The sequence below is a fragment of the Sphingobacterium daejeonense genome, assembly GCF_901472535.1.
In the GTDB taxonomy this organism is placed as follows: domain Bacteria; phylum Bacteroidota; class Bacteroidia; order Sphingobacteriales; family Sphingobacteriaceae; genus Sphingobacterium; species Sphingobacterium daejeonense.
Genome location: NZ_LR590470.1, coordinates 2,631,304 through 2,651,678, shown reverse-complemented (window position 1 = coordinate 2,651,678; position 20,375 = coordinate 2,631,304). Strand labels below are relative to the sequence as shown.

Below are 20,375 nucleotides of genomic sequence, written 5' to 3'. Positions count from 1 at the left end.
AAAACGGGCTGATTTTATTCAGCCCGTTTTTTATTTATCAGATTATTTTAACTTTCTTGTTGTTGTTCTTTTTCTTCGTTTTTATTGAGGAATACAAATTTTCCATCAAATGCATCCAGCTCAATTATTGAATCTCTTGAGATTTTGCCTGAAAGAATTTCTTTCGAAAGTTCGTTTAGAATTCTTTTTTGAATCACTCTTTTTAATGGTCTTGCACCATATACTGGGTCATATCCCAACTGAGCCAACCAATCTAATGCTTCATCCGATGCTGTCAAGAAAATATTCTGTTCGGCTAATTGCTTTTGAACCTTGTCGAATTGCATTCTTACGATATCTCCAATTTCAGATCTTGTCAAAGGAGTAAACATAATGACCTCATCGATACGGTTCAAGAACTCTGGACGAATTGATTTTTGTAATAAATCCAAAACTTCATCTTTTGTTTTAGCAACAACTTCTTCTCTGTTACTATCGTTCAGTTTTGAGAAATTCTCTTGAATGATATGTGATCCAGTATTAGATGTCATAATTATGATGGTGTTTTTAAAGTTCACCACACGGCCTTTGTTATCCGTTAAGTGCCCATCGTCAAGAACCTGCAATAAAATGTTGAATACATCTGGATGTGCTTTTTCGATTTCGTCCAATAAAACTACAGAATATGGCCTGCGACGTACAGCCTCTGTTAACTGTCCACCTTCATCATATCCGACATATCCTGGAGGCGCTCCAATTAACCTGGAAACGGCATGTCTTTCTTGGTATTCCGACATATCAATCCGAATCATCGCTTGTTCATCATCAAAAAGATATTCAGCTAATGCTTTTGCAAGTTCTGTTTTACCCACACCGGTCGTTCCAAGAAAAATAAAGGATCCTATTGGTCGCTTAGCATCTGAAAGTCCTGCTCTTGATCTTCTAATTGCATCAGCAATAGCTTCAATGGCTTCATCTTGGCCAGCTACTCTTTTGTGCAACTCTTCTTCAAGATTCAATAATTTCTCTCTTTCTGATTGCACCATTTTACTAACTGGTATGCCTGTCCATTTAGAAACCACATCAGCAATATCTTCAGAAGTAACTTCCTCTTTGAGCATACGGCTACTATCTTGTTTTTCAGATAGTTCTTTTTTCAAAGCATCAACTTTGTCTTGAGCTTCCTTGATTTTGCCATATCTTAATTCTGCTACTTTTCCATAATCACCAGCCCTTTCTGCTTGTTCAGCTTCCAGTTTATAGTTCTCAATATTTTCAGCTTCTTGATTCACTTGGTCAACCAATGTTTTTTCAGATTGCCATTTCGCTCTTAAAGAATCTCTTTCAGAGGAAAGATTTGCAATTGTTTCAGAGAGTTCAGATACTTTTCTGTCATCGTTTTCTCTTTTAATAGCTTCTCTTTCAATTTCAAGTTGCATGATACGACGTTCCAATTCATCTACGATTTCTGGAACAGAGTCCATTTCCAATCTTAGTTTTGAAGCAGCTTCATCAACTAAGTCAATCGCTTTATCTGGTAAGAAACGATCAGTAATATATCTTTGCGATAATTCAACAGCAGAGATAATTGCTTCATCCAAAATCCTCACTTTGTGATGAGTTTCATATCTTTCTTTTATACCACGCAGGATTGAAATTGCATCTTGTGTATCTGGTTCTTCAACCATTACTTTTTGGAACCTACGCTCCAATGCCTTATCTTTTTCAAAGTACTTTTGGTATTCGTTTAGGGTTGTTGCACCAATAGTTCTTAATTCTCCGCGAGCTAATGCGGGTTTTAAGATATTAGCAGCATCCATTGCGCCTTCGCCACCTCCCAGCACCGACTAGGGTGTGAATTTCATCGATAAAGAGAATAATTTCACCATCACTATCCGATACTTCTTTTACAACGGCCTTTAATCGTTCTTCGAATTCACCTTTTATATTTTGCTCCGGCTACTAAAGCTCCCATATCCAATGAGAAAACAGTTTTTGTTTTAAGGTTTTCTGGAGCATCACCTTTGATAATACGATATGCAATTCCTTCTGCAATTGCCGTTTTACCAACCCCGGGTTCACCGACTAAAATTGGGTTGTTTTTTGTTCGACGGGACAGAATCTGCATTACCCTTCTAATTTCTTCATCTCGACCGATGACGGGATCAAGTTTTCCGGATTCCGCAAATTCATTTAAATTCCTTGCGTATTTGTTCAATGCATTATAAGTAGCCTCTGCATTTTGGTCGGTAACTCGAGAATTGCCTCTCAATTCCTTAATTGCAGTTTTTAAATCTTTTTCTGTAACACCTTGGTCTTTTAACAAGGTTGCGACTTTGTCACCTGCAACTAATAAGCCTAATAGAATGTGTTCAATGGAAACAAACTCATCATTAAACTCTTTCAAAAAGTTTTGAGCTTTTTGAAGGACTGCCGTGGCGCTGTTACTGAGGTAAACATTACTTCCACTTATTTTCGGATATGATTCGATAATCTTATCGACTTCTTGTGTGAGGTAATTGATGTTTACATTTAATTTTTTTAATAAATGACCGATTACATTTTCATCGACCGTTAATAAAGCTTTCATAATATGTGCTGGTTCAATAGCTTGTTGCTGATGACCAGATGCAATTTCTGAAGCTTTTTGTATTGCCTCTTGGGCTTTAATTGTAAAGTTGTTAAAGTTCATATGCTAGTTTTGTTACTGTGATATTGTGATAACAAATGGAATGCCTTCTCTGTTTTTTAATAATAAACTGAAATAATGGCAGGTGAAAATAATTTATCAAGACAAAATGACATTATTTAAAATTATGTATAGAAAATAATGGGTTGAGGTTCATATAATTAGGTTTTAAGTTTTTTAGAATAAAGTATTTTGTTTGGAAATTTGAATGCAAAATATCATATTTGCAACGTTTTCAGCGCCTCCTTAGCTCAGCTGGTAGAGCAACTGACTTGTAATCAGTAGGTCATTGGTTCGATTCCGATAGGAGGCTCAAAAGGGTATCATTTGATACCCTTTTTTATTTTAGCAACATTGCTTCTTTATGATTTACCACTTGTTTATAAGTTGGTGTTCCACTCGCAAATATACTTTTGTGAAAAGGGGCTGGTATTAAAACCTTGACCTCATATTTTTCCAATGGAATAAAAAAAAGGACCCCATGTTCGACGAAGTTTTCATCGGTCAATTCTGTGAACTTTTCAGCCTTATCATTGATTCTTTTTAGTTCTTCTAATTTTTTAATAACCTGCTGCATACTTATTTTTCTTCATGAAACACCAATATTGGCACTTTGGAATGTAATGCTAAATTGTTGCTTACACTACTTCCAAAAAGCCTGTCAAAGAAGTTTCGATTTCTTTTAACGACACCTAAGATATCAATATTGTTTTCTAAAATGTAGTTTGCAATTGTATTTTCAATGGATTCTACTTCATCTAGTAAGATATAGTTAATATCGTCATCTGGAAATTCATTTTGCCAGGCTTCGGTATTCAGTAGAACATCAGGAACTTTATCGTTATGCAGAACATGTAAGCAATCAATTTTAGCGCCTACTGCTCTTGCCATCAACAACATTTCCTTTAATGCTGGTTTATCTTTTTCTCTGAATAGGGTAGTAAATACAGTTCTTTTGATACCTTGATATTTTGCATGCGGAGGTACAGCTAAAACAGGGTTCTGTATTGACTTAATCACACTTACTGTATTGGTTCCGATAAGTTTGGACAAAAACCCTGATTCACCGTGAGTTCCCATGACTACGATATGTATTTTTTCACGGTCAACGATGTTTTTTACAACTGATGCGACAGGACCTTCTTCAAATAAGAATACCAGTTCAACCTCCTGCATTCCTACTTCGGCTGCTAAATTTCTTAAATTTTGAGTTTTCTTTTTATAAACTTCGAATTGATTTAATTCTATGGTTTGATATACTTCACCCAATAATTCGGGCTGGCCACCATGTGTTGCTGAAAGTACAGGTTCAAGATATGTGTAAAGCACATATATCTTAGCATCAATAGACTTCGCTATGTGCAATGCATAAAGGAATGCATTGTTTGCGATTTCTGAAAAATCAGTAGGAAATAATATGGCTCTCATAGTCGTTAATTTTGTGTTTGTTAAATTTACCAAATATTTAGCAAGGAATTAATGACCTTAATCATTATTTTATACCAACTGTAGCATGAAATTGTTTTACCTCGTTAATAGAAGAAATAAGTAAAATAGCGGGAAAAAAGTATGCATAAAGCTTAGCTTCATCTATAGTTTTTTATCAAAAAGGATTAGAAAAGATATAGGTGGGAATATTTAACAAATACCTCAGCAAAAGTGGACCATTGGATCTTAGGACAGCTTTGGAGCAATGTGCTATGTCAAATTCTGAGAAAAGTAAATCCTTTTTATACAAGAAGTTTTATGGTTATATCATGGCAATAGTGATCCGTTATATGAAGCATGAGATGGAAGCTGAGGAGCTAGCTAATGAATGTTTTGTTAAGGTATTTAATAAGATCAGCACGTTTTCGTTACATGAAGATCCTACGATACTCGAAAAAACTTTCAAGTCTTGGATCGCTAGGATAGCGGTTAATACATCTATCGACGCTTTACGTGTTAGAAAGCAAATGTATATGCTGGATGACCTGAGTGCTGGAGACACCATTCATTATGCTGTTGACAATGGAAGCCGTTTGGAGTACGAAGATATGCTGAGTTTAATCCAGCAATTGCCCGATATTCAGAGGTCAATCTTCAATTTATATGAAATCGAGGGTTATTCGCATGAGGAAATAGGGAAGGAGCTCAGTATTCCCGAAAGTACTTCGCGGACCTACTTGACCCGAGCAAAACAAAAACTCCGCAAATTATATCTGAGCCAAATAAATTTAGAAAATATTAAATCCTGATTCGTTAAAGAAAATGGAAAACAAAAATAACAAAGATATTGTCGATCAAATCATTGAAAAAATGAAGTCAACTGAGGAACTTCCTTATAAGGAAGGTTCTTGGGAGAATTTTCAGCATAGATATGACCCAGTAGTACCTAAAAGGAATAAGACCTTTTATTGGGCAGCTAGTGCTGCAGCAATTTTATTGATTGGCCTATTTGCAATTAGAAATTGGGGACCTGATCAGGTTGTTTCAGAAAATGAAATAGCAAAAAATAACTCTATCCAAAAACCTATTGAAAATAGCATAACTGAGAATAGAATTGGAACAGAACAGATGTCTTCTGATGAAGATGCTGTAATTGTTTATGAAAATAATTTTTAGTTCGAAAAGAATTGACAATCAAAATATCGTAGCCTCATCATCTTCACCGAGGAATGTTCAGGGCAAATTGTATGGTTTAATGGGAAATTATTCAGATAATCCATCAATTAACCTTAGAAATTCTATTCAAATGCCTTCTGCACTGGATTCTTATTCTAAGGAGAGTCCTATGGCAAACATTACATTGGATGACACAGAATATAAAACATCTGGTAATGGTGTAAAAACAGAATTGGCCTATAACAATAACGTCAATCAAAATGGCAATGAACCAGATTTAAAAAGTCGTAAATTCAATCTATTAAATAAGTTTGATTTAGGGTTATTTGTGTCTCCAAATTCTACAAATGAGAGATTTAATTTTGGGGGAGGTGTTTTATTATCTTATAACATTAATAAAAACGTAAGTGTTAGAACTGGTTTGGCTTACAATAAATATGATGTTTCGGTTTTGAAGGATCCAATTGCTAATTCTGAGACACCAGTTTTAGCAAGTCAAGAAGCTATTCAGAAAATTACGACGAACGGATTGACCCAACAATATGCAAGTAATAATGCTATCGTTTTGCCAAATGTAAATGCTATTACTGGGAATGTACAGGCATTGGAGATTCCTTTGGATATCCGTGTTAAATCCAAAGATGGCTTTTATGCATCTTCAGGACTAACTTATGCAGCCGTATTTAATCAAAATAGGTACACTCATTATGTAGAGAATGCCAATAGTGAATTATTTGGTAATGGTCTCCCAGAAAATGAGGCAGATGTTAAGAATGCTGTACAACAGGTTTCTCGAGCGATCAAAACCGAAGATGAAAATATCAGTAGTAATGGTTTTGGTGGATTTGTTAATTTATCTATTGGTAAAGAGATGAAAATGAACAAAAGTATGAAGATTTCAGTTGAACCCTATTTAAAACTACCAGTAGGAAGTTTCAAACGTGCGGATATGAACTATACGAATGGAGGAATCCGAATTATTACGAATTTCTAGTTAGATCTGATCAATCCTTACCCATGACATTCCTGCTGATATTGCAGCTTGTACTCCTGGGTCCCCATCTTCAAAGACCAAACATTCTGTTGGGTCCACCTCTAGTTGTTTAGCCGCTAATAAGAATGGTTGTGGAGATGGCTTTCCTTCTGGAGTATCACCAGCGCAGACTAATGTTTCGTACCTGCCTACTACCTGAATCACTTCCAAGGTAATATTTAATGTTGATCTCGTTCCTCCAGATACGATTCCTATTTTACGTGATTCCGAAAAATCATATAAGATCTGTCTAACAAAATCTACAGGTTTTGTTTTTTGGATAAATTGTTCGATGAAGATTGATGATTTCCGCTTTGCAAAATCATATTTGTCTAAGGATACCTCATATCGATTTGAGATTTCATCAGCCACTGCTATAGTAGGCCAGCCGGCGGTTTCATCAATTAAGTCTGGGTTTAAAATGATACCATGTTCTTTTGCAGTTGCAACATAAGCTGCTTTATGAGCAAGCATATTATCTGCTAATGTTCCGTCAACATCAAATAACAATGCTTTATATGGATTTGCAAGTTCTTTTAGTCTTAGATATTTTTGATAATTTTCTGGTGTCATGCGGCAAAAATAAGAAAGTCTCCATTATCTGGAGACTTTTCAAGTATTAATTATTTCTTTGTTGCTTTTCTTCGTTTAAGTTCTTTCATGATCAGGCTGAGTTCCCTGCCTGTTTGTCCCCCAACGGAAGTGTTTTCCTGAGCTCTTCTGAAAAGGTAAGGCATTACTGCTTTCACAGGACCATAGGGCATATATTTAGCTACATTATAACCTGCAGCAGCCAAATTAAATGAAAGGTTGTCCGACATTCCTAAAAGTTGTGCAAAGAATACATTTGGAATGTTATGTGGAATATATCTTTTCTCAAGTTCTTCAGCTAATATCCTGCAGCTTTGTTCATTATGAGTTCCAGCCATGAGTCCAATCTGGTCGATATTATCCAAACAGAAATGAATTGCTTCATTATAATCTATATCAGATGCTTTTTTATCTGGTTGGATTGGTGAAGGGTATCCATTTTCTTTTGCCCTTTCTCTTTCAATTTCCATATATGCACCACGAACTATTTTAGCTCCTAAATGAAAGTCTTGAGTTTTAGCATAAGCAAAATCTGCTTTTAAAGAGGCTAATTTATCATGACGGTACAACTGATAGGTATTATATACAATAGGTTTTTCCTGGTTGTATTTTTCCATCATTTCTCTTGCAATATCATCGATTGTGTCTTGAATCCAAGAATGTTCAGCATCAACTAATACTCGGATATCAGCATCATAACAAGCTTTACAAATCTTGTCGCATCTATCTAATAATCGTTGGTATTCAGCTTTTTCATTCTCGTTTAGCGTTTCTTTTGCATCGATTTTTGCTAAGAGGTCGAATCTTCCAAGTCCAGTTGGTTTGAATACACAAAAAGAAATTAAAGGATTGTTTTTTGCTGCTTCAACTGTTCTCAGAATTTCATTGCAGCAAGCATCGAAGCTTTCTTCAGAATCTTCTCCTTCTACTGAATAATCTAATATCGTAGTTACATGACCTTTACCCAGGTCTTGAATTGCTTTTTGGCAATCTTCAATACTTTCACCACCACAGAATTGTTTGTAGATTGTATTTTTGATTATTCTTGGATAGGCAATCCGATGTTTAGAGAAAAGTTTGTTATAGGAGTGCCAATTTTGATCAGGGCGTTACTGGCAACCATTTTAAATAACCAATAAGCTTTGTTAAGATCTTTATCACTTTTTCCTTTAAAGGCAATTTCAGTGTTGTTAAAGTCCAGCTTTAAGGGTGAAGCTATGTCCATATTACTTTAATTTGATGCTGGCAAAATTAGGTTTTTTTTATGAATTAAAATCATAGTAATGTCGTAAATACTGTTGAATAGAATTACTTTTGTTTATGCAAACGTTTACACTAGAAGGGGATTACATTCAATTAATCCAATTATTAAAAGTTATGAATTGGGTAGAGCATGGCGCTATGGCTCAATGGGTAGTTGAAGAAGGACTTGTAAAATACAATGGTCAAGTCGATTATAGGAAAAGATTAAAAGTTAAGGTAGGAGATCTTTGTTGAATTTGATGGCAATAAGGTTAAAATAATTATAGTATTCTTTTTGTGTAAAATATTTATCGGTTAATTTTTAAGCCGATTAAGATTGAGAAATTTACCTATCTTTAGGTAGAAAATAAATATGAAGAAGATTAATAGTTTGGGATACGATGTCGTATTCGATAATGAATTAAATGAATTGCAGTCTTTCTTAATAGACCATGATTATTCGCAACTTTTAATTCTAGTTGACAGAAACACCAATGACCATTGTTTGCCTGTAATTCAAGCAGCCATTCCTGACATTGTAGATTATGATATTATTGAAGTCGATCCAGGGGAGGAGAATAAAAACATAGATTTCTGTATAGGAGTATGGAAGACTATGTTAGATTTTGGAGCTGATCGAAAAGCTTTGATGATGAATTTAGGAGGGGGCGTAGTTACTGATATGGGCGGATTCGCTGCCCTCAACCTATAAAAGAGGTATTGATTTTCTAAATGTGCCTACCACACTATTATCACAGGTTGATGCCTCTGTTGGAGGGAAAAACAGGAATTGATTTAGATAATGTTAAAAACATCATTGGTACTTTTAGTCAACCAAAAGCCGTTTTTATCTCAAATAAATTTTTGGAGACTTTGGATGATCGACAAATTTTATCTGGTTTTGCTGAAGTTATTAAACATGGCCTTATAAAAGATAAAGACTTGTTTATTCGTTGTAAGTCAGTTATTTTACCGGAAATTCCTGAAGGGTTAGTTTATGAATCTGTGGTTATCAAAAATAGCGTAATAACCGAAGATCCAACTGAAAAAGGAATAAGGAAAATCTTAAATTTCGGACATACCATTGGACATGCTATTGAGGGATATTCATTGGTGAATGATGTTAACCCCTTACTACATGTGAAGCAATAGCAATCGGTATGGTTTGTGAAGCTTACTTATCATACAAATTCAACAATCTAGAGAAAAGTGAATTAGATGAAATAGTTTCTTATTTACTTTCAATTTATCCTAGTTATCAATTGAATATCAGCAATCTATCCTGAGCTTTTAGATTTGATGAAGAACGACAAGAAAAATGAAGGGAACAAATTAGGTTTTGCTTTGTTGAGATCTATTGGTGATTGTGACTTCAATAAATTTGTTGAAGAAGATGCGATTGTTGAAAGTTTAGATTTTTATCAGACACTGACTAAATAAAAATCATATGAAAAGAATTTGCGTACTGACACTACTTTTTTGTTTAGGTTTCTGTTTTGCATTTGGAGTTAATTTGGAAAAGCCTAAAAAGGTATTGGTTTTTACTAAAACTGCTGGTTTCAGGCATGACAATATTGAAGAAGGAGTGAAGGTATTATCTGGACTATTGAAAGACCAGAATATGCAGATGTTCCATACAGAGGATGCAAATGTTTTTCTGGCGGATTCACTCAATAATTTGATGCTGTATTGTTTTTTAGCACTACCGGAGATATTTTTAATGCGGATCAAAAGGAAGCATTTCAAAAGTTCTTGAAATCAGGGAAAGATTTATGGGGATACATGCTGCAACAGACACAGAACATAATTGGCCATGGTATAATGGCTTAGTAGGGGCATATTTTGCTAGTCATCCTGCAGTTCAAGAAGCAAAGATAGATGTTAAGAACAGAAAACACTTAGCAACGAAGCATTTGCCAAAAGTATGGATGCATAAGGATGAATGGTACGACTTCTCAAATGTAAAGCCTGATTTAAAAATTCTGATGACCCTAGACGAATCATCATATAAGGATGGAAAGATGGGAGATTTTCATCCAATTGCATGGTACCAGGTTTATGATGTATAAAAGTTTTTTATACAGGACTGGGGCATACCAAAGAATCATTGCATGAACCCAATTTTCAAAAACAAATTATTGGTGGGTTTAAAATACGTTTTAGGATATTAATTGATTTACAATAAATGAATTAAAAAAGGAGGTGAAAACCTCCTTTTTTTTGTTGTAAATATTTTGTTGCACAAAACTCTTGTTTATTAAAAAATATTTCATAAATTAGATTTAATTGTAAACTAAATTCTAAACGAAATTTAATCCTGTTATCATTATATCATACTTTTTTAGTATCTGGAGGAGAGTATAATTAAAATTCACAAGTGTTTGATGTACACTTTGTTTAACGTTAAGCACCACTGCTTAATTTTATAATTTTGAATAACTAATAACTATATAAAACTAACAGCTTATGAACCACCATTACTTAAATCCAATTAAGAAACCAACTTAGAGAATCCAATTCTTAAAAAATTAATGTAATTCCAAATTGGAGTTATATAGGATCTAAATTTAATTATTTATTCCATGGCCGCGCTTGGTTTTTGGTTAAATAAAAAAGTACTAAACAAAATAATTTAACAAACTAACTAACAAATTCTATTATGGGAAGATCAATGAAATTCCATAGCAATTCTTTTATTCCCAAAAGGTTGCTAAAAAGTGGTCTTCTGATTTCTATGGGGTTACTCAGCATGAGCAATGTCACAGCATCAGAGCCATCCATTTGGAATAAAATCGCTATGCATCCATTATATGCTATGCAAAGTCCAGTAAAAGGTAAGATTGTTAACCAGGCAACCCAAGAGCCGATTGCTGGGGCAACGATCAAAATCGTTGGAAAAACCTCAAGTACCTCATCAGATGTTTCGGGAAATTTTGAAATTGATGCACAACCAAACGATGTATTAGAAATTACATATGTTGGTTTTGTATCCACTCGCTTTACTGTTACTTCTACCAGTCAACCTGTTTACTATATCCTTATCAGAGGATAGTAGTGATTTGGAGACCGTGGTTGTTACGGGTTTATGGTACTCAACGCAAGAAAGATTTAACAGGTGCGGTTGCAGTTGTAAATGTTACTGAATTAAAAATCGCAACCGGCAGGAAGTGCTGTTGAAGCATTACAAGGTCGTGCTACAGGTGTTCAGATCGTAAATGATGGTGCGCCAGGGTCAACTCCACAAATCCGTATTCGTGGTTACTCAACAATCAACAATAACGAACCTCTCTATATTATCGATGGAATACCATTCGAAGGTAAATTGAGCTGGTTAAATCAAAAATGATATTGAGTCCATGCAAGTCTTGAAAGATGCTTCCGCTGCTTCAATTTATGGTGCTCGGGCAAATAATGGTGTCGTAATTATAACGACTAAATCGGGAAAAGAAGGCAAGACAAATATTACATTAGATGCTTATGCAGGTTGCTGGTGTTCCAAATAAAGGAGCATTCCCTAAAATGTTAACACCACAACAAGTTTTGGATTTTGATAATAAATTTAATGGCACAAATCTTCAGTTACAAGATTATTTGCTTGCTGGCTCAAAAACCAATTGGGATATAACTCCGGCTGATGTTGATATGAGCAAGTATAATTATAATGCTAAAGACCGTTCAACTTTTTATCAAATCACAAAAGCAAATAAGGAAGGAACAAATTGGTTTGATGAATTATCCCAAACTGCACCTATACAATCTTATCAATTAGCAGCAAATGGCGGTAATGAAACTTCCCAATATGCTTTTTCAGGCGGATACTTAGATCAAAAAGGAAGTTTAATTCATACTGGATTCAGACGTTATAATGTGAGAACCAATACGCAATTTAATGCTTTTGAAAAGAAACTGAGGTTTGGAGAGAATTTATCCTATGCTTACACTGAAGGCTATGGTATGGGAGTAAATCCAAATACTGCTGGTGGATACCAAGGTGAGGGATCGGTATTAGGTTTTGCTTACCGTATTCAGAATATAATTCCGGTTTATGATGAAGGAGGTAATTTTGCTGGATCTTTTGGTAAAGATCTAGGTAACGGTCAAAACCCTGTGGCTATGGCATACCGAGCAAAAGATAATATGAACAGATCTAATTTCTTTTTCGGTAACGCTTTCGCAGAATATGATTTTATTCCAGGTTTAACATTAAGGACTAATTTTGGTCTACGTTATGAAAATTATAACGGCGTTAGTTATAATTATCCAAATCCGGAATTCTCAGAAGGAAGTTTTAACAATGGTATGAGTGAATATCATGGTTATACTACGGAATGGACTTGGACTAATACTTTGAATTATAAACCAAACTTAGGGGAAGACCATAGTTTAAATATTATGGTAGGTACTGAAGCTATCAAAAATAGAAACCGCGGGATAGATGGTAGCAGAAACGGGTATTTTATTATGAGCAGTTTAGATTACCTTTATCTAAATTCAGGAAGTTCAAACTTCAATAATAATGGTTCGGGATCTATTGGCAGTATGTTCTCTTTAATGGGAAAAGCGGATTATGCTTTCAAAGACCGTTATTTATTGAGCTTAATACTTCGTCGTGATGGTTCGTCAAACTTCGGTGAGAAAAATCTTTATGGTGTATTCCCTGGTATTAGTGGTGCTTGGCGTATTTCACAAGAGGAATTCGCTAAGGATGCAGAATGGTTAACGGATTTAAAGCTTCGTGCTGGTTATGGTGTTACGGGTAACCAAAGAATTCCAGGATTTCAATTCTTAAATAGATACCTAGCTTCATTAACTCAATCTTCTTACCCAATCAATAATGGAGTGATCAATGGTATATGGCAAAACTTTTATGCAAATCCAGATATCAAATGGGAACAGGTTAAATCACTGAATGTAGGTTTAGATTTTACTGTATTGAATGGTGATTTTGATGGTTCAATAGATTGGTTCAATAAAAAGACCACCGACATGTTATTTAGAGTTCCATTACCTGCTGCAGCAACAGGACGTGCAGGTGTACCTTATAGAAATATAGGCGACATGAGCAATAAAGGTTTTGAGTTCTCCCTTGGCTATCATTACGGATATAGACAAGAAAAACCATTTACTTTAGATTTGGCCAGCGAATTTTTCAATGTATAAAAATAATGTAGTTGCTTTATCTCCAGAAGTTACTCAAGTTAACTATGGTGCTTTTAGATCTATGGAAACTTCAATTCTGCAAAAAGGTCAACCATTCGGTTCTTTTTATGGATACCAAGTAGCAGGCATCTACCAAAGTGTAGAGGATGTTGCTAACTCTCCATCATATGAAAAAGCAAGACCAGGTGGTTTAAAAATATGCTGATTTAAATAATAATGGTGAGATTGATCCAGGAGATAGAACGATTATAGGAAATCCACATCCTGATTTTGTATACTCTTTTAATATCAATGCAGCATACAAAAACTTTGACTTATTATTATATTTCTATGGTTCTCAAGGGAATGATATTTACGAAGCAACTAGATACTTTACAGACTTTGGTGTATTTAGAGGTCAAAAAAGCACAAGATTGTTAGATGCTTGGAGTGAAACCAATACGGGCAGTAATATTCCCTTCTTTAGCAAATCCAAATGATGAGCCGAGTGCATTCGAATATGCAACATCTAGCTATTATGTGCAGGATGGAAGTTTCTTGAAACTTAAAAACTTCCAAATTGGATATAATCTACCTACTCAAAAAATTGTTTGGAGAGAATACTACTTTCAGCAGATTTAGACTGTATTTAGGTGTTACTAATCTTTTTACAATTACAAAGTATGAAGGATTAGATCCAGAAGTTTCAGCGACACCTTCTGATTATCCTGCATTGGGTGTAGATTTTGGAGTATATCCACAAGCTCGCCAGTATACTTTCGGACTTAACTTAGGATTTTAATAGTAGAAATTTAAATTGAAAAATCATGAAACGAAATAAATTAATGATTCTTTTAGGTGCGGGGATGCTACTAGTAAGTTCCTGCGGAAAAGAATTCTTTACAGAAATTGCCTCAAGGGGAATTGTCTGAACCTCAGGTAAGTAATAGAGATGGGGTGGAAGGCGCTCTGATGGGGGCATATAGTATAATGAATGGTAATGTTAGTGGAACCTGGGGAAACTATGCTTCAGCTCCTAGTCAATGGGTTTTTGGAGAAATGGCATCTGATAATGCACATAAAGGATCAGAGCTTACGGACCAGACTCCTATGAATATGATTGAGAATTTTACCTCCATCAGTACAAATGATAATCTTAGCACTCAATGGCAAGTATATTTTGAAGGAGTATTGCGTTGTAATAATACCTTGAAATTATTGGCAAATGACCAAGCAGGTCCAAAAGAAATATCTGCAGAAAGAGCCAAAGGAAATTCAGGGAGAAGCTAAAATGTTGAGGGCACACTATTATTTTTATTTATGGAGAGTTTTAGAAAACGTTCCTATTATTACTGAAGAAATAGCTACAGCAGAAGAAGCTGCTAAAATTCCAAATGATAAGGATGTGCTTCCATTAATTGAAGAAGATTTGAAGTTTGCAGTAGAAAACCTGCCGACTACTAAAATCAATGATGAGTTTGGCCGTATGGATAAAAATGCAGCAAAAGCATATTTAGGAAAACTATATCTGTACCAGAAAAAATATGCTCAAGCATTAACTCTCTTTAAAGAAGTTATGGCCGGAAAAGATTTAGTGTCTATGCCATTTTGGAACAATTTTGATGTTACTAAAGAAAATGGACCAGAAGGGTAGTGGTTTCAAAACACGCAATCAATTCAAATGGTGATGCAGATAATTCAAACGTTGGTGATATGCTTTCTGGCTTATACGGTACATCTCCAGTAGGTTGTTGCGGTTTTATCAACCAACCATTGATTTAGTAAATGCTTATCAAGTCGATGCCAATGGTTTACCTTTGTCCCCAACTGCATATAGAGCAAATCCTTATTTATCAGATTTAGAAAATCCATCAGATAGCTATGTTTTAAAAAGTGGATTTAAAATTTGATCCAAGATTAGATTATACGGTTGGTCGTAGAGGTGTTTCATATTTAGACTATGGCATTATGCCAGGGAATGCTTGGATCCGTGATGCAAAATATGCAGGTCCTTTTGTGGGTATCAAAACAATGATTCCACAATCTCAATTTGCAAGTAATGCTGCTCCAGGTGCTAATTATTTAACTGGATTGGATGTGAATATTATTCGCTTGGCGGATGTTTGGTTAATGGCTGCAGAATGTGAAGTTGAGGTAGGTAATTTTAGCGAATGCTTTGAAATTGGTAAATGATGTCAGGAATCGTGCAGCGAATTTGGCACCAAAGAAAACTGCGTCAGGGGGCTAATGCCGCTGCCTATAATGTTAAACCTTATCCATCCTTCGCAAATCAGGATGCAGCAAGAACAGCTGTAAGAACAGAGCGCAGATTAGAACTAGCTATGGAAGGACATCGATTCTTCGATTTAGTTCGATGGGGAGTTGCTAAATCAGTTCTTGAAAGCTATTCTGCTTTTGAAGGTAAATATCTTCCTTCGTATAAAGGTTTAGTATTCGGTGCTAAAAGCGAATACTGGCCAATTCCTCAGGTGGAAATCGACAGAAGTAATGGAGTGTTAAAACCGAATTAATAAGTTAAATCAAATAAAGAAGAATGGGCTGACCGTAAAGGTTAGCCCATTCTTTTTATTTATAAAATGTTTGTTTCAGAATCAATAGAAATGTAAAATTTACTATGTTTACATTATGAGAAGCATATTAATCCTATTAGGGTTATTGGCATGCGTTAATCTAAAGGCGCAAGACAGTACCTTAAACCTAAATGAGCAGTTTAATCAATCCAATATTCTGAAAAAGCACTATTATGGATTCAGTCTATATGATATTGATCAACAGCGATATGTATATGGATATAACGAGGATAAGCATTTTACACCTGCATCTAACACCAAAGTATTTACATTATTTACTTCATTGAAATTGATTGGTGATTCAATTCCTGGCTTAGCTTATGTGGAACGTGGTGATTCCTTAATATTTTGGGGAACTGGAGATCCTAGCTTTTTACATCCAAGACTTGATAGTGGTAAAGTATATAATTTACTGAAAAACAGCGATAAAAAATTATTTTATTCAAGTACTTCTACACAAGAACCAACTTATAGAAACGGATGGTCTATAGAGGATTATGAATTTTATTACCAGCCAGAGTTATTTCCTTTTCCAATTTATGGAAATGTCGTTCAGTTTAGAGAAGTCAATGGTAAATTAAAATTATTTCCATCATATTTTGAGAGAGATGTAAAACAATTGTCCGATACTACGACCAGGTATAGAAATACATAGACCTTTGGAAAATAATAGGTATGAAATAAATGAACTTCCATTGCCAAAAAATTATGTCAATGAAAAGCCTTTTAGGCCTAGTAATAGTCTTCTTGTATTACTACTTCAAGATACTCTAAAAAAAGAAGTGGGGATTAGTTTCAAAGCCTTTGCCCTCAGATTTTAAAATTATAAACTCTGTGGAGAAAAGAGCTGTTTTGAGGGAAATGATGCTACCTAGCGATAATTTTTTAGCAGAACAACTTAACATGGTGGCATCCTTTTTAAAGTATAATAAATTTAAAACGGAAGACCTTCGGAAATTTATGAAAGACACTTATTATAGTAAATTAAGTGATTCTATTGAGCTAAGGGATGGAAGTGGTCTTTCGAGTTATAATAAAATAACACCTAGAAGTATGGTTGAAGTATTACTTCAGATAAATAATGATATTCGTGATGAAACTGCGAAGTTATATTTATTTCCTGCAGGTGGTTTGGAGGGTACACTTAAAAATATCTATTCAACTCCGGGAGGGAAACCATTCGTTTGGGCTAAAACCGGTACAATTAATAGTGTTCATTGTCAAAGTGGATATATTCTAACCAAGAAAGGGAAAAGATATGCTTTTTTCATTCCTGAATAACAATTATTTAGGTAGTTCAGCACCTGTACGTAAAGAAATGGTAAGAATAGTAACACATATCTACGAAAATTATTAAATCATATATAAATCAATTGGTATATTCGCATAAGCAAACCTTATGAAGATATTCAAGAAGAATGATAAAAGGCTGATTAGGTCTTGGTCCATGTATGATTGGCTAATTCAGCTTATAATTTGGTCATCAATTCGACGATTTTCCCTGTTTATTATACTACAATTACAAAAAATCCTGATACAAATGATACAGTATCATTTTTTGGGTATGAGATTATAAATACGGCTTTATCTAATTTTGCATTATCCATTGCCTATTTATTAATGGCCTTGGGTCTTCCATTTATATCGGCTTACTCAGATGCTGCTGGCAAGCGTAAATTTTTCATGAAATTCTTCACCTATCTAGGTGCTATTGCCTGTATGGGTATGTTTTTCTTCAAACTTGAAACTTTGGAGTGGGGGATATTCTGTTTTGGATTAGCTGCTATGGGTTATATTGGCGGTGTTGCTTTTAATAATTCATACTTACCAATTATTGCCACTCCTGATCAACAAGATAGAGTAAGTGCCCAAGGATTTGCTTATGGATATGTTGGCTGTGTAACCTTACAGTTGATTTGTTTTGTTTTTATTTTCAAACCAGAATGGTTTGGTATTACGGATGCATCATTTCCAGCCAGATTTTCATTTCTATTAGTAGGGTTGTGGTGGATACTTTTTGCCCAGATTCCATTTAGATTTCTTCCCAGAAATAGACCTACAGTCGGATCTGAAAAACTTCCATTTTTTACTAAGGTTAAAAAAGAATTTTCTACTGTCTTAAATCAAATCAATAAAATCGATGCTATAAAAAGGTTTCTTCCTGCATATTTCTTTTATGCCATGGGGATCCAAACGTTAATTATTGTTGCTGCGGCTTTTGGCGAGAAAGTTTTGAATTTGGGTGCCAGTAAATTAATCGCCTCAATTTTACTGATTCAGATTGTTGCAATTGGCGGTGCTTATATAATGTCTATTGCAGCAAAGAAATTTGGTAATATTAAGGTTCTAATGGTCGTTGTATTCTTTTGGATATTAATTTGTTGCGCTTCGTATTTTATGACCAATGAATACCAGTTTTATGGAATGGCATTTTCTGTCGGATTATTGATGGGAGGTATTCAATCTTTATCCAGATCCACTTATTCAAAGTTAATACCAGAGGATATTGAGGATACCACATCATTTTTTAGTTTTTATGATGTCACTGAAAAAGTTGCCATCGTTATAGGTTTGTTTAGTTTTGGACTGATTGAGCAGATGACTCAAAATATTCGTTATTCGGCATTATTCTTGGCTGTTTATTTTATTATAGGGTTTTTGTTGTTGTTTCGTGTTTTAAAATTTAATAAATTACAGATTATTCAAAGCAATTAATGCATAAAGTAGAGCTATTTATACCTTGTTTTATCGATCAGTTATATCCAGAGACTGCATTTAACAGCGTAAAACTTTTAGAGAAGGCGGGTTGCCAAGTTATTTATAATACCGAGCAAACTTGTTGCGGACAGCCAGCATATAATGCTGGATTTTGGGATGATGCGAAGAAAATAGGGCAAAAGTTCTTAAATGATTTTAATGATGAACATCCTGTTGTAAGTCCATCTGCCTCTTGTGTTGGAATGGTGAGAGGTGGTTATGATGACTTATTTACAAATTCTATAGAACATAATAAATGTAGATCCCTTCAACGTAATATATTTGAAATCAGTGATTTTCTGGTTAATGTATTGCAGAAGGAATATTTTGGTGCTGAATTAGTAGGCACGGCAGTGTATCATGATTCATGTTCTGCACTGCGTGAATGCAAGATTAAGGAGGAACCTCGCAAATTATTAAGTCATGTCGGCGGTTTAGAAATTCTTGAGATGAAAGACCAAGAAACATGCTGTGGGTTTGGTGGTACTTTTTCAGTGAAATTCGAAGGTATATCTACAGCCATGGCAGAGCAGAAAGTGCAGAATGCAATGAATGTAAAAGCAGATTATATTATTTCTACGGATTCGTCATGTTTACTGCAATTGCAAGCTTATATTGAGAAAAATCAACTACCTATCAAGACAATGCATTTAGTGGATGTATTGACTTCTGGATGGGCAAATATCTAATAAACTATATATAACAACAATCATGAGTTCAAGAAGAGAATTTTTAAGAAACCTTGGTCTGGTTACTGCAGGAGTGACATTGGCACCTTCGCTTGATGTATTTGCAGGAAAGAAAGACTGGTTTGAGATTTCATTAGCTGAGTGGTCCTTACATAAGAAAATTTTTAAGGGCGATCTGAAAAACATTGATTTTCCAGAGTATACGGCGAAGAATTTTGGTATCTATGGTGTAGAATATGTAAATCAATTCTTTAAAGATAAGGCAAAAGATATGACTTATTTAAAAGATTTGAACAATCGTGCAAAGGATAATGGAGTGAAAAATGTCCTGATTATGATTGACGGGGAAGGTAATTTAGGCGATCGCGATGAGAATAAGCGTAAGCAAGCGGTCGAAAACCATTACAAATGGATCGATGCTGCAAACTTCTTGGGTTGTCACGCCATCCGTGTTAATGCGGCCGGGGAAGGTACCAAAGAGGAAGTGAAGGATCAAGTGGTAAAAAGTCTTTCAACATTAGCAGATTACGGTAAAAAAGGAAAGATCTCTGTTGTTGTAGAGAATCATGGTGGTATTTCATCTCATGGAGATTGGTTGGCTGATGTTCTAAAAACTGTTGGGAAGAAAAATTGTGGAAGTTTACCAGATTTTGGAAATTTCTATGAGTACGATAGATACCAAGGAGTTGCTGAATTAATGCCGTATGCAAAAGGTGTTAGTGCTAAATCTCATGCCTTTGATGCTAATGGTAATGACACAGGTATTGATTATGCAAAAATGATGGATATCGTGAAGAAAGCTGGATATAAAGGATATGTGGGGATTGAATTTGAAGGTGATAAGATTTCAGAAGATGAAGGAATCAAATTAACAAAAGCATTATTGGAGAAATTCAAATAGTAAAAAAAGATTATAAAATTGAGGCAAGGTTTGTTCAACCTTGCCTTTTTTATTTTTAACTTTTTTCATTCGTAAAAAAATGTTTACACAAGTTTAATTAAAACTGAAAACCTAAACTATTCCTTGCTTAATAACCCCATTTTTTAAATTATTTAGATCC

Annotated in this window: 31 protein-coding genes, 1 tRNA gene and 1 pseudogene; 27 read left to right on the top strand and 6 right to left on the bottom strand. The window is 34.7% G+C overall.

Annotation, left to right across the window (positions count from 1 at the left end):
• Window positions 1–47: 47 nt before the first annotated feature.
• Window positions 48–2,671: pseudogene (gene clpB / locus FGL31_RS12865) on the bottom strand (ATP-dependent chaperone ClpB).
• 237 nt (window positions 2,672–2,908) lie between these two features.
• Between clpB and FGL31_RS12860 the strand changes: the two are divergent.
• Window positions 2,909–2,981, top strand: a tRNA-Thr gene (locus FGL31_RS12860).
• 27 nt (window positions 2,982–3,008) lie between these two features.
• Here the strand turns inward: FGL31_RS12860 and FGL31_RS12855 are convergent.
• Window positions 3,009–3,245, bottom strand: coding sequence for a hypothetical protein (locus tag FGL31_RS12855; protein WP_099370976.1), 237 nt, complete (start codon window positions 3,243–3,245; stop codon window positions 3,009–3,011).
• 2 nt (window positions 3,246–3,247) lie between these two features.
• Entirely contained in the window at window positions 3,248–4,096 is an 849-nt protein-coding gene (locus FGL31_RS12850) for a universal stress protein (RefSeq protein ID WP_138091985.1), read from the bottom strand.
• 200 nt (window positions 4,097–4,296) lie between these two features.
• On the opposite strand from FGL31_RS12850, the gene FGL31_RS12845 reads away from it, so the two are divergent.
• The 3 genes from FGL31_RS12845 to FGL31_RS12835 are packed head-to-tail and all read left to right on the top strand — an operon-like array spanning window position 4,297 to window position 6,266.
• The gene (locus FGL31_RS12845) at window positions 4,297–4,905 is read left to right on the top strand and encodes an RNA polymerase sigma factor (protein WP_232046721.1); all 609 of its coding nucleotides are present in this window, start codon (window positions 4,297–4,299) and stop codon (window positions 4,903–4,905) included.
• 13 nt (window positions 4,906–4,918) lie between these two features.
• Entirely contained in the window at window positions 4,919–5,272 is a 354-nt protein-coding gene (locus FGL31_RS12840; RefSeq protein WP_138091982.1) for a hypothetical protein, read from the top strand.
• Window positions 5,256–6,266, top strand: coding sequence for a hypothetical protein (locus tag FGL31_RS12835; protein WP_138091979.1), 1,011 nt, complete (start codon window positions 5,256–5,258; stop codon window positions 6,264–6,266). Before FGL31_RS12840 ends, FGL31_RS12835 begins: the two co-directional genes overlap by 17 nt.
• Here the strand turns inward: FGL31_RS12835 and FGL31_RS12830 are convergent, their stop codons facing one another.
• From FGL31_RS12830 to FGL31_RS29015, 3 genes are all read right to left on the bottom strand, one after another.
• On the bottom strand, window positions 6,267–6,878 hold the full coding sequence (locus FGL31_RS12830; protein ID WP_138091976.1) for an HAD family hydrolase: 612 nt from the start codon (window positions 6,876–6,878) through the stop codon (window positions 6,267–6,269).
• A gap of 50 nt (window positions 6,879–6,928) precedes the next feature.
• Window positions 6,929–7,840 carry a proline dehydrogenase family protein gene (locus FGL31_RS12825; RefSeq protein WP_317131143.1) on the bottom strand — a complete coding sequence of 304 codons (912 nt, stop codon included), beginning with the start codon at window positions 7,838–7,840 and terminating at the stop codon, window positions 6,929–6,931.
• Window positions 7,841–7,935: 95 nt separating this feature from the next.
• Entirely contained in the window at window positions 7,936–8,121 is a 186-nt protein-coding gene (locus FGL31_RS29015; protein WP_317131014.1) for a hypothetical protein, read from the bottom strand.
• A 95-nt stretch (window positions 8,122–8,216) separates the two neighbouring features.
• Between FGL31_RS29015 and FGL31_RS12820 the strand changes: the two genes are divergently transcribed.
• The 23 genes from FGL31_RS12820 (at window position 8,217) to FGL31_RS12775 (ending at window position 20,215) form a co-directional block, all read left to right on the top strand.
• Window positions 8,217–8,393, top strand: coding sequence for an RNA-binding S4 domain-containing protein (locus tag FGL31_RS12820; protein ID WP_317131013.1), 177 nt, complete (start codon window positions 8,217–8,219; stop codon window positions 8,391–8,393).
• 118 nt (window positions 8,394–8,511) lie between these two features.
• On the top strand, window positions 8,512–8,850 hold the full coding sequence (locus FGL31_RS29010) for a dehydroquinate synthase/iron-containing alcohol dehydrogenase family protein (RefSeq protein WP_317131012.1): 339 nt from the start codon (window positions 8,512–8,514) through the stop codon (window positions 8,848–8,850).
• A 22-nt stretch (window positions 8,851–8,872) separates the two neighbouring features.
• Window positions 8,873–8,932, top strand: coding sequence for a hypothetical protein (locus FGL31_RS29005; RefSeq protein WP_317131142.1), 60 nt, complete (start codon window positions 8,873–8,875; stop codon window positions 8,930–8,932).
• Window positions 8,910–9,290 carry a 3-dehydroquinate synthase family protein gene (locus FGL31_RS29000; protein ID WP_317131011.1) on the top strand — a complete coding sequence of 127 codons (381 nt, stop codon included), beginning with the start codon at window positions 8,910–8,912 and terminating at the stop codon, window positions 9,288–9,290. The genes FGL31_RS29005 and FGL31_RS29000 overlap by 23 nt, the downstream gene beginning before the upstream one ends.
• 144 nt (window positions 9,291–9,434) lie before the next feature.
• A complete protein-coding gene (locus tag FGL31_RS28995) occupies window positions 9,435–9,578 on the top strand; it encodes a hypothetical protein (RefSeq protein ID WP_317131010.1) in 144 nt (47 codons plus the stop codon).
• Between the two features lie 7 nt (window positions 9,579–9,585).
• A complete protein-coding gene (locus tag FGL31_RS28030; protein WP_262709122.1) occupies window positions 9,586–9,894 on the top strand; it encodes a ThuA domain-containing protein in 309 nt (102 codons plus the stop codon).
• A gap of 16 nt (window positions 9,895–9,910) precedes the next feature.
• On the top strand, window positions 9,911–10,207 hold the full coding sequence (locus tag FGL31_RS28025; protein ID WP_262709121.1) for a ThuA domain-containing protein: 297 nt from the start codon (window positions 9,911–9,913) through the stop codon (window positions 10,205–10,207).
• Between the two features lie 590 nt (window positions 10,208–10,797).
• Window positions 10,798–11,190: a carboxypeptidase-like regulatory domain-containing protein gene (locus tag FGL31_RS25715; protein WP_232046720.1), complete on the top strand. Its 393-nt coding sequence runs from the start codon at window positions 10,798–10,800 to the stop codon at window positions 11,188–11,190.
• A 156-nt stretch (window positions 11,191–11,346) separates the two neighbouring features.
• On the top strand, window positions 11,347–11,484 hold the full coding sequence (locus FGL31_RS25710; protein ID WP_232047159.1) for a hypothetical protein: 138 nt from the start codon (window positions 11,347–11,349) through the stop codon (window positions 11,482–11,484).
• Window positions 11,485–11,494: 10 nt separating this feature from the next.
• Window positions 11,495–11,641, top strand: a complete 147-nt coding sequence (locus tag FGL31_RS29920) for a hypothetical protein (RefSeq protein WP_394366146.1) — start codon at window positions 11,495–11,497, stop codon at window positions 11,639–11,641.
• The gene (locus FGL31_RS25705) at window positions 11,616–13,298 is read left to right on the top strand and encodes a TonB-dependent receptor domain-containing protein (protein ID WP_232046719.1); all 1,683 of its coding nucleotides are present in this window, start codon (window positions 11,616–11,618) and stop codon (window positions 13,296–13,298) included. The genes FGL31_RS29920 and FGL31_RS25705 overlap by 26 nt, the downstream gene beginning before the upstream one ends.
• A complete protein-coding gene (locus FGL31_RS25700; protein ID WP_232046718.1) occupies window positions 13,291–13,503 on the top strand; it encodes a hypothetical protein in 213 nt (70 codons plus the stop codon). The genes FGL31_RS25705 and FGL31_RS25700 overlap by 8 nt, the downstream gene beginning before the upstream one ends.
• Window positions 13,504–13,857: 354 nt before the next feature.
• Window positions 13,858–14,079, top strand: a complete 222-nt coding sequence (locus FGL31_RS25695) for a TonB-dependent receptor (protein WP_232046717.1) — start codon at window positions 13,858–13,860, stop codon at window positions 14,077–14,079.
• 107 nt (window positions 14,080–14,186) lie between these two features.
• Window positions 14,187–14,567 carry a hypothetical protein gene (locus tag FGL31_RS25690; RefSeq protein ID WP_232046716.1) on the top strand — a complete coding sequence of 127 codons (381 nt, stop codon included), beginning with the start codon at window positions 14,187–14,189 and terminating at the stop codon, window positions 14,565–14,567.
• Window positions 14,503–14,931, top strand: coding sequence for a RagB/SusD family nutrient uptake outer membrane protein (locus FGL31_RS25685; RefSeq protein ID WP_232046715.1), 429 nt, complete (start codon window positions 14,503–14,505; stop codon window positions 14,929–14,931). Before FGL31_RS25690 ends, FGL31_RS25685 begins: the two co-directional genes overlap by 65 nt.
• Complete coding sequence (locus FGL31_RS28020; RefSeq protein ID WP_262709120.1) at window positions 14,931–15,059, top strand: hypothetical protein; 129 nt, start codon at window positions 14,931–14,933, stop codon at window positions 15,057–15,059. Before FGL31_RS25685 ends, FGL31_RS28020 begins: the two co-directional genes overlap by 1 nt.
• A gap of 111 nt (window positions 15,060–15,170) precedes the next feature.
• Window positions 15,171–15,470, top strand: a complete 300-nt coding sequence (locus tag FGL31_RS28015; protein ID WP_262709119.1) for a RagB/SusD family nutrient uptake outer membrane protein — start codon at window positions 15,171–15,173, stop codon at window positions 15,468–15,470.
• On the top strand, window positions 15,467–15,808 hold the full coding sequence (locus tag FGL31_RS28010) for a RagB/SusD family nutrient uptake outer membrane protein (RefSeq protein ID WP_262709118.1): 342 nt from the start codon (window positions 15,467–15,469) through the stop codon (window positions 15,806–15,808). The genes FGL31_RS28015 and FGL31_RS28010 overlap by 4 nt, the downstream gene beginning before the upstream one ends.
• Before the next feature lie 115 nt (window positions 15,809–15,923).
• Window positions 15,924–16,523 (top strand): D-alanyl-D-alanine carboxypeptidase, encoded by a 600-nt coding sequence (locus FGL31_RS12795; protein ID WP_138091973.1) that lies wholly within the window; start codon window positions 15,924–15,926, stop codon window positions 16,521–16,523.
• Window positions 16,524–16,702: 179 nt separating this feature from the next.
• Window positions 16,703–17,149, top strand: coding sequence for a D-alanyl-D-alanine carboxypeptidase (locus FGL31_RS12790; protein WP_138091970.1), 447 nt, complete (start codon window positions 16,703–16,705; stop codon window positions 17,147–17,149).
• A gap of 174 nt (window positions 17,150–17,323) precedes the next feature.
• Window positions 17,324–18,583 carry an MFS transporter gene (locus FGL31_RS12785; RefSeq protein ID WP_317131009.1) on the top strand — a complete coding sequence of 420 codons (1,260 nt, stop codon included), beginning with the start codon at window positions 17,324–17,326 and terminating at the stop codon, window positions 18,581–18,583.
• Window positions 18,583–19,314 carry a (Fe-S)-binding protein gene (locus FGL31_RS12780; protein WP_099370964.1) on the top strand — a complete coding sequence of 244 codons (732 nt, stop codon included), beginning with the start codon at window positions 18,583–18,585 and terminating at the stop codon, window positions 19,312–19,314. The genes FGL31_RS12785 and FGL31_RS12780 overlap by 1 nt, the downstream gene beginning before the upstream one ends.
• A 22-nt stretch (window positions 19,315–19,336) precedes the next feature.
• Window positions 19,337–20,215: a sugar phosphate isomerase/epimerase family protein gene (locus FGL31_RS12775; RefSeq protein WP_099370963.1), complete on the top strand. Its 879-nt coding sequence runs from the start codon at window positions 19,337–19,339 to the stop codon at window positions 20,213–20,215.
• Window positions 20,216–20,375 lie beyond the last annotated feature (160 nt).

Coding starts and splice junctions, on each gene's coding strand:
- FGL31_RS29015 (WP_317131014.1), bottom strand. CDS start 8,121: ATGGACATAGCTTCACCCTTAAAGCTGGACTTTAACAACACTGAAATT.
- FGL31_RS12835 (WP_138091979.1), top strand. CDS start 5,256: ATGAAAATAATTTTTAGTTCGAAAAGAATTGACAATCAAAATATCGTA.
- FGL31_RS29920 (WP_394366146.1), top strand. CDS start 11,495: ATGCAAGTCTTGAAAGATGCTTCCGCTGCTTCAATTTATGGTGCTCGG.
- FGL31_RS28025 (WP_262709121.1), top strand. CDS start 9,911: ATGGGGATACATGCTGCAACAGACACAGAACATAATTGGCCATGGTAT.
- FGL31_RS12780 (WP_099370964.1), top strand. CDS start 18,583: ATGCATAAAGTAGAGCTATTTATACCTTGTTTTATCGATCAGTTATAT.
- FGL31_RS25685 (WP_232046715.1), top strand. CDS start 14,503: ATGACCAAGCAGGTCCAAAAGAAATATCTGCAGAAAGAGCCAAAGGAA.
- FGL31_RS12795 (WP_138091973.1), top strand. CDS start 15,924: ATGAGAAGCATATTAATCCTATTAGGGTTATTGGCATGCGTTAATCTA.
- FGL31_RS12840 (WP_138091982.1), top strand. CDS start 4,919: ATGGAAAACAAAAATAACAAAGATATTGTCGATCAAATCATTGAAAAA.
- FGL31_RS28010 (WP_262709118.1), top strand. CDS start 15,467: ATGATGTCAGGAATCGTGCAGCGAATTTGGCACCAAAGAAAACTGCGT.
- FGL31_RS25705 (WP_232046719.1), top strand. CDS start 11,616: ATGCAGGTTGCTGGTGTTCCAAATAAAGGAGCATTCCCTAAAATGTTA.
- FGL31_RS28030 (WP_262709122.1), top strand. CDS start 9,586: ATGAAAAGAATTTGCGTACTGACACTACTTTTTTGTTTAGGTTTCTGT.
- FGL31_RS12775 (WP_099370963.1), top strand. CDS start 19,337: ATGAGTTCAAGAAGAGAATTTTTAAGAAACCTTGGTCTGGTTACTGCA.
- FGL31_RS25700 (WP_232046718.1), top strand. CDS start 13,291: ATGTATAAAAATAATGTAGTTGCTTTATCTCCAGAAGTTACTCAAGTT.
- FGL31_RS29010 (WP_317131012.1), top strand. CDS start 8,512: ATGAAGAAGATTAATAGTTTGGGATACGATGTCGTATTCGATAATGAA.
- FGL31_RS12850 (WP_138091985.1), bottom strand. CDS start 4,096: ATGAGAGCCATATTATTTCCTACTGATTTTTCAGAAATCGCAAACAAT.
- FGL31_RS12855 (WP_099370976.1), bottom strand. CDS start 3,245: ATGCAGCAGGTTATTAAAAAATTAGAAGAACTAAAAAGAATCAATGAT.
- FGL31_RS25715 (WP_232046720.1), top strand. CDS start 10,798: ATGGGAAGATCAATGAAATTCCATAGCAATTCTTTTATTCCCAAAAGG.
- FGL31_RS12820 (WP_317131013.1), top strand. CDS start 8,217: ATGCAAACGTTTACACTAGAAGGGGATTACATTCAATTAATCCAATTA.
- FGL31_RS12830 (WP_138091976.1), bottom strand. CDS start 6,878: ATGACACCAGAAAATTATCAAAAATATCTAAGACTAAAAGAACTTGCA.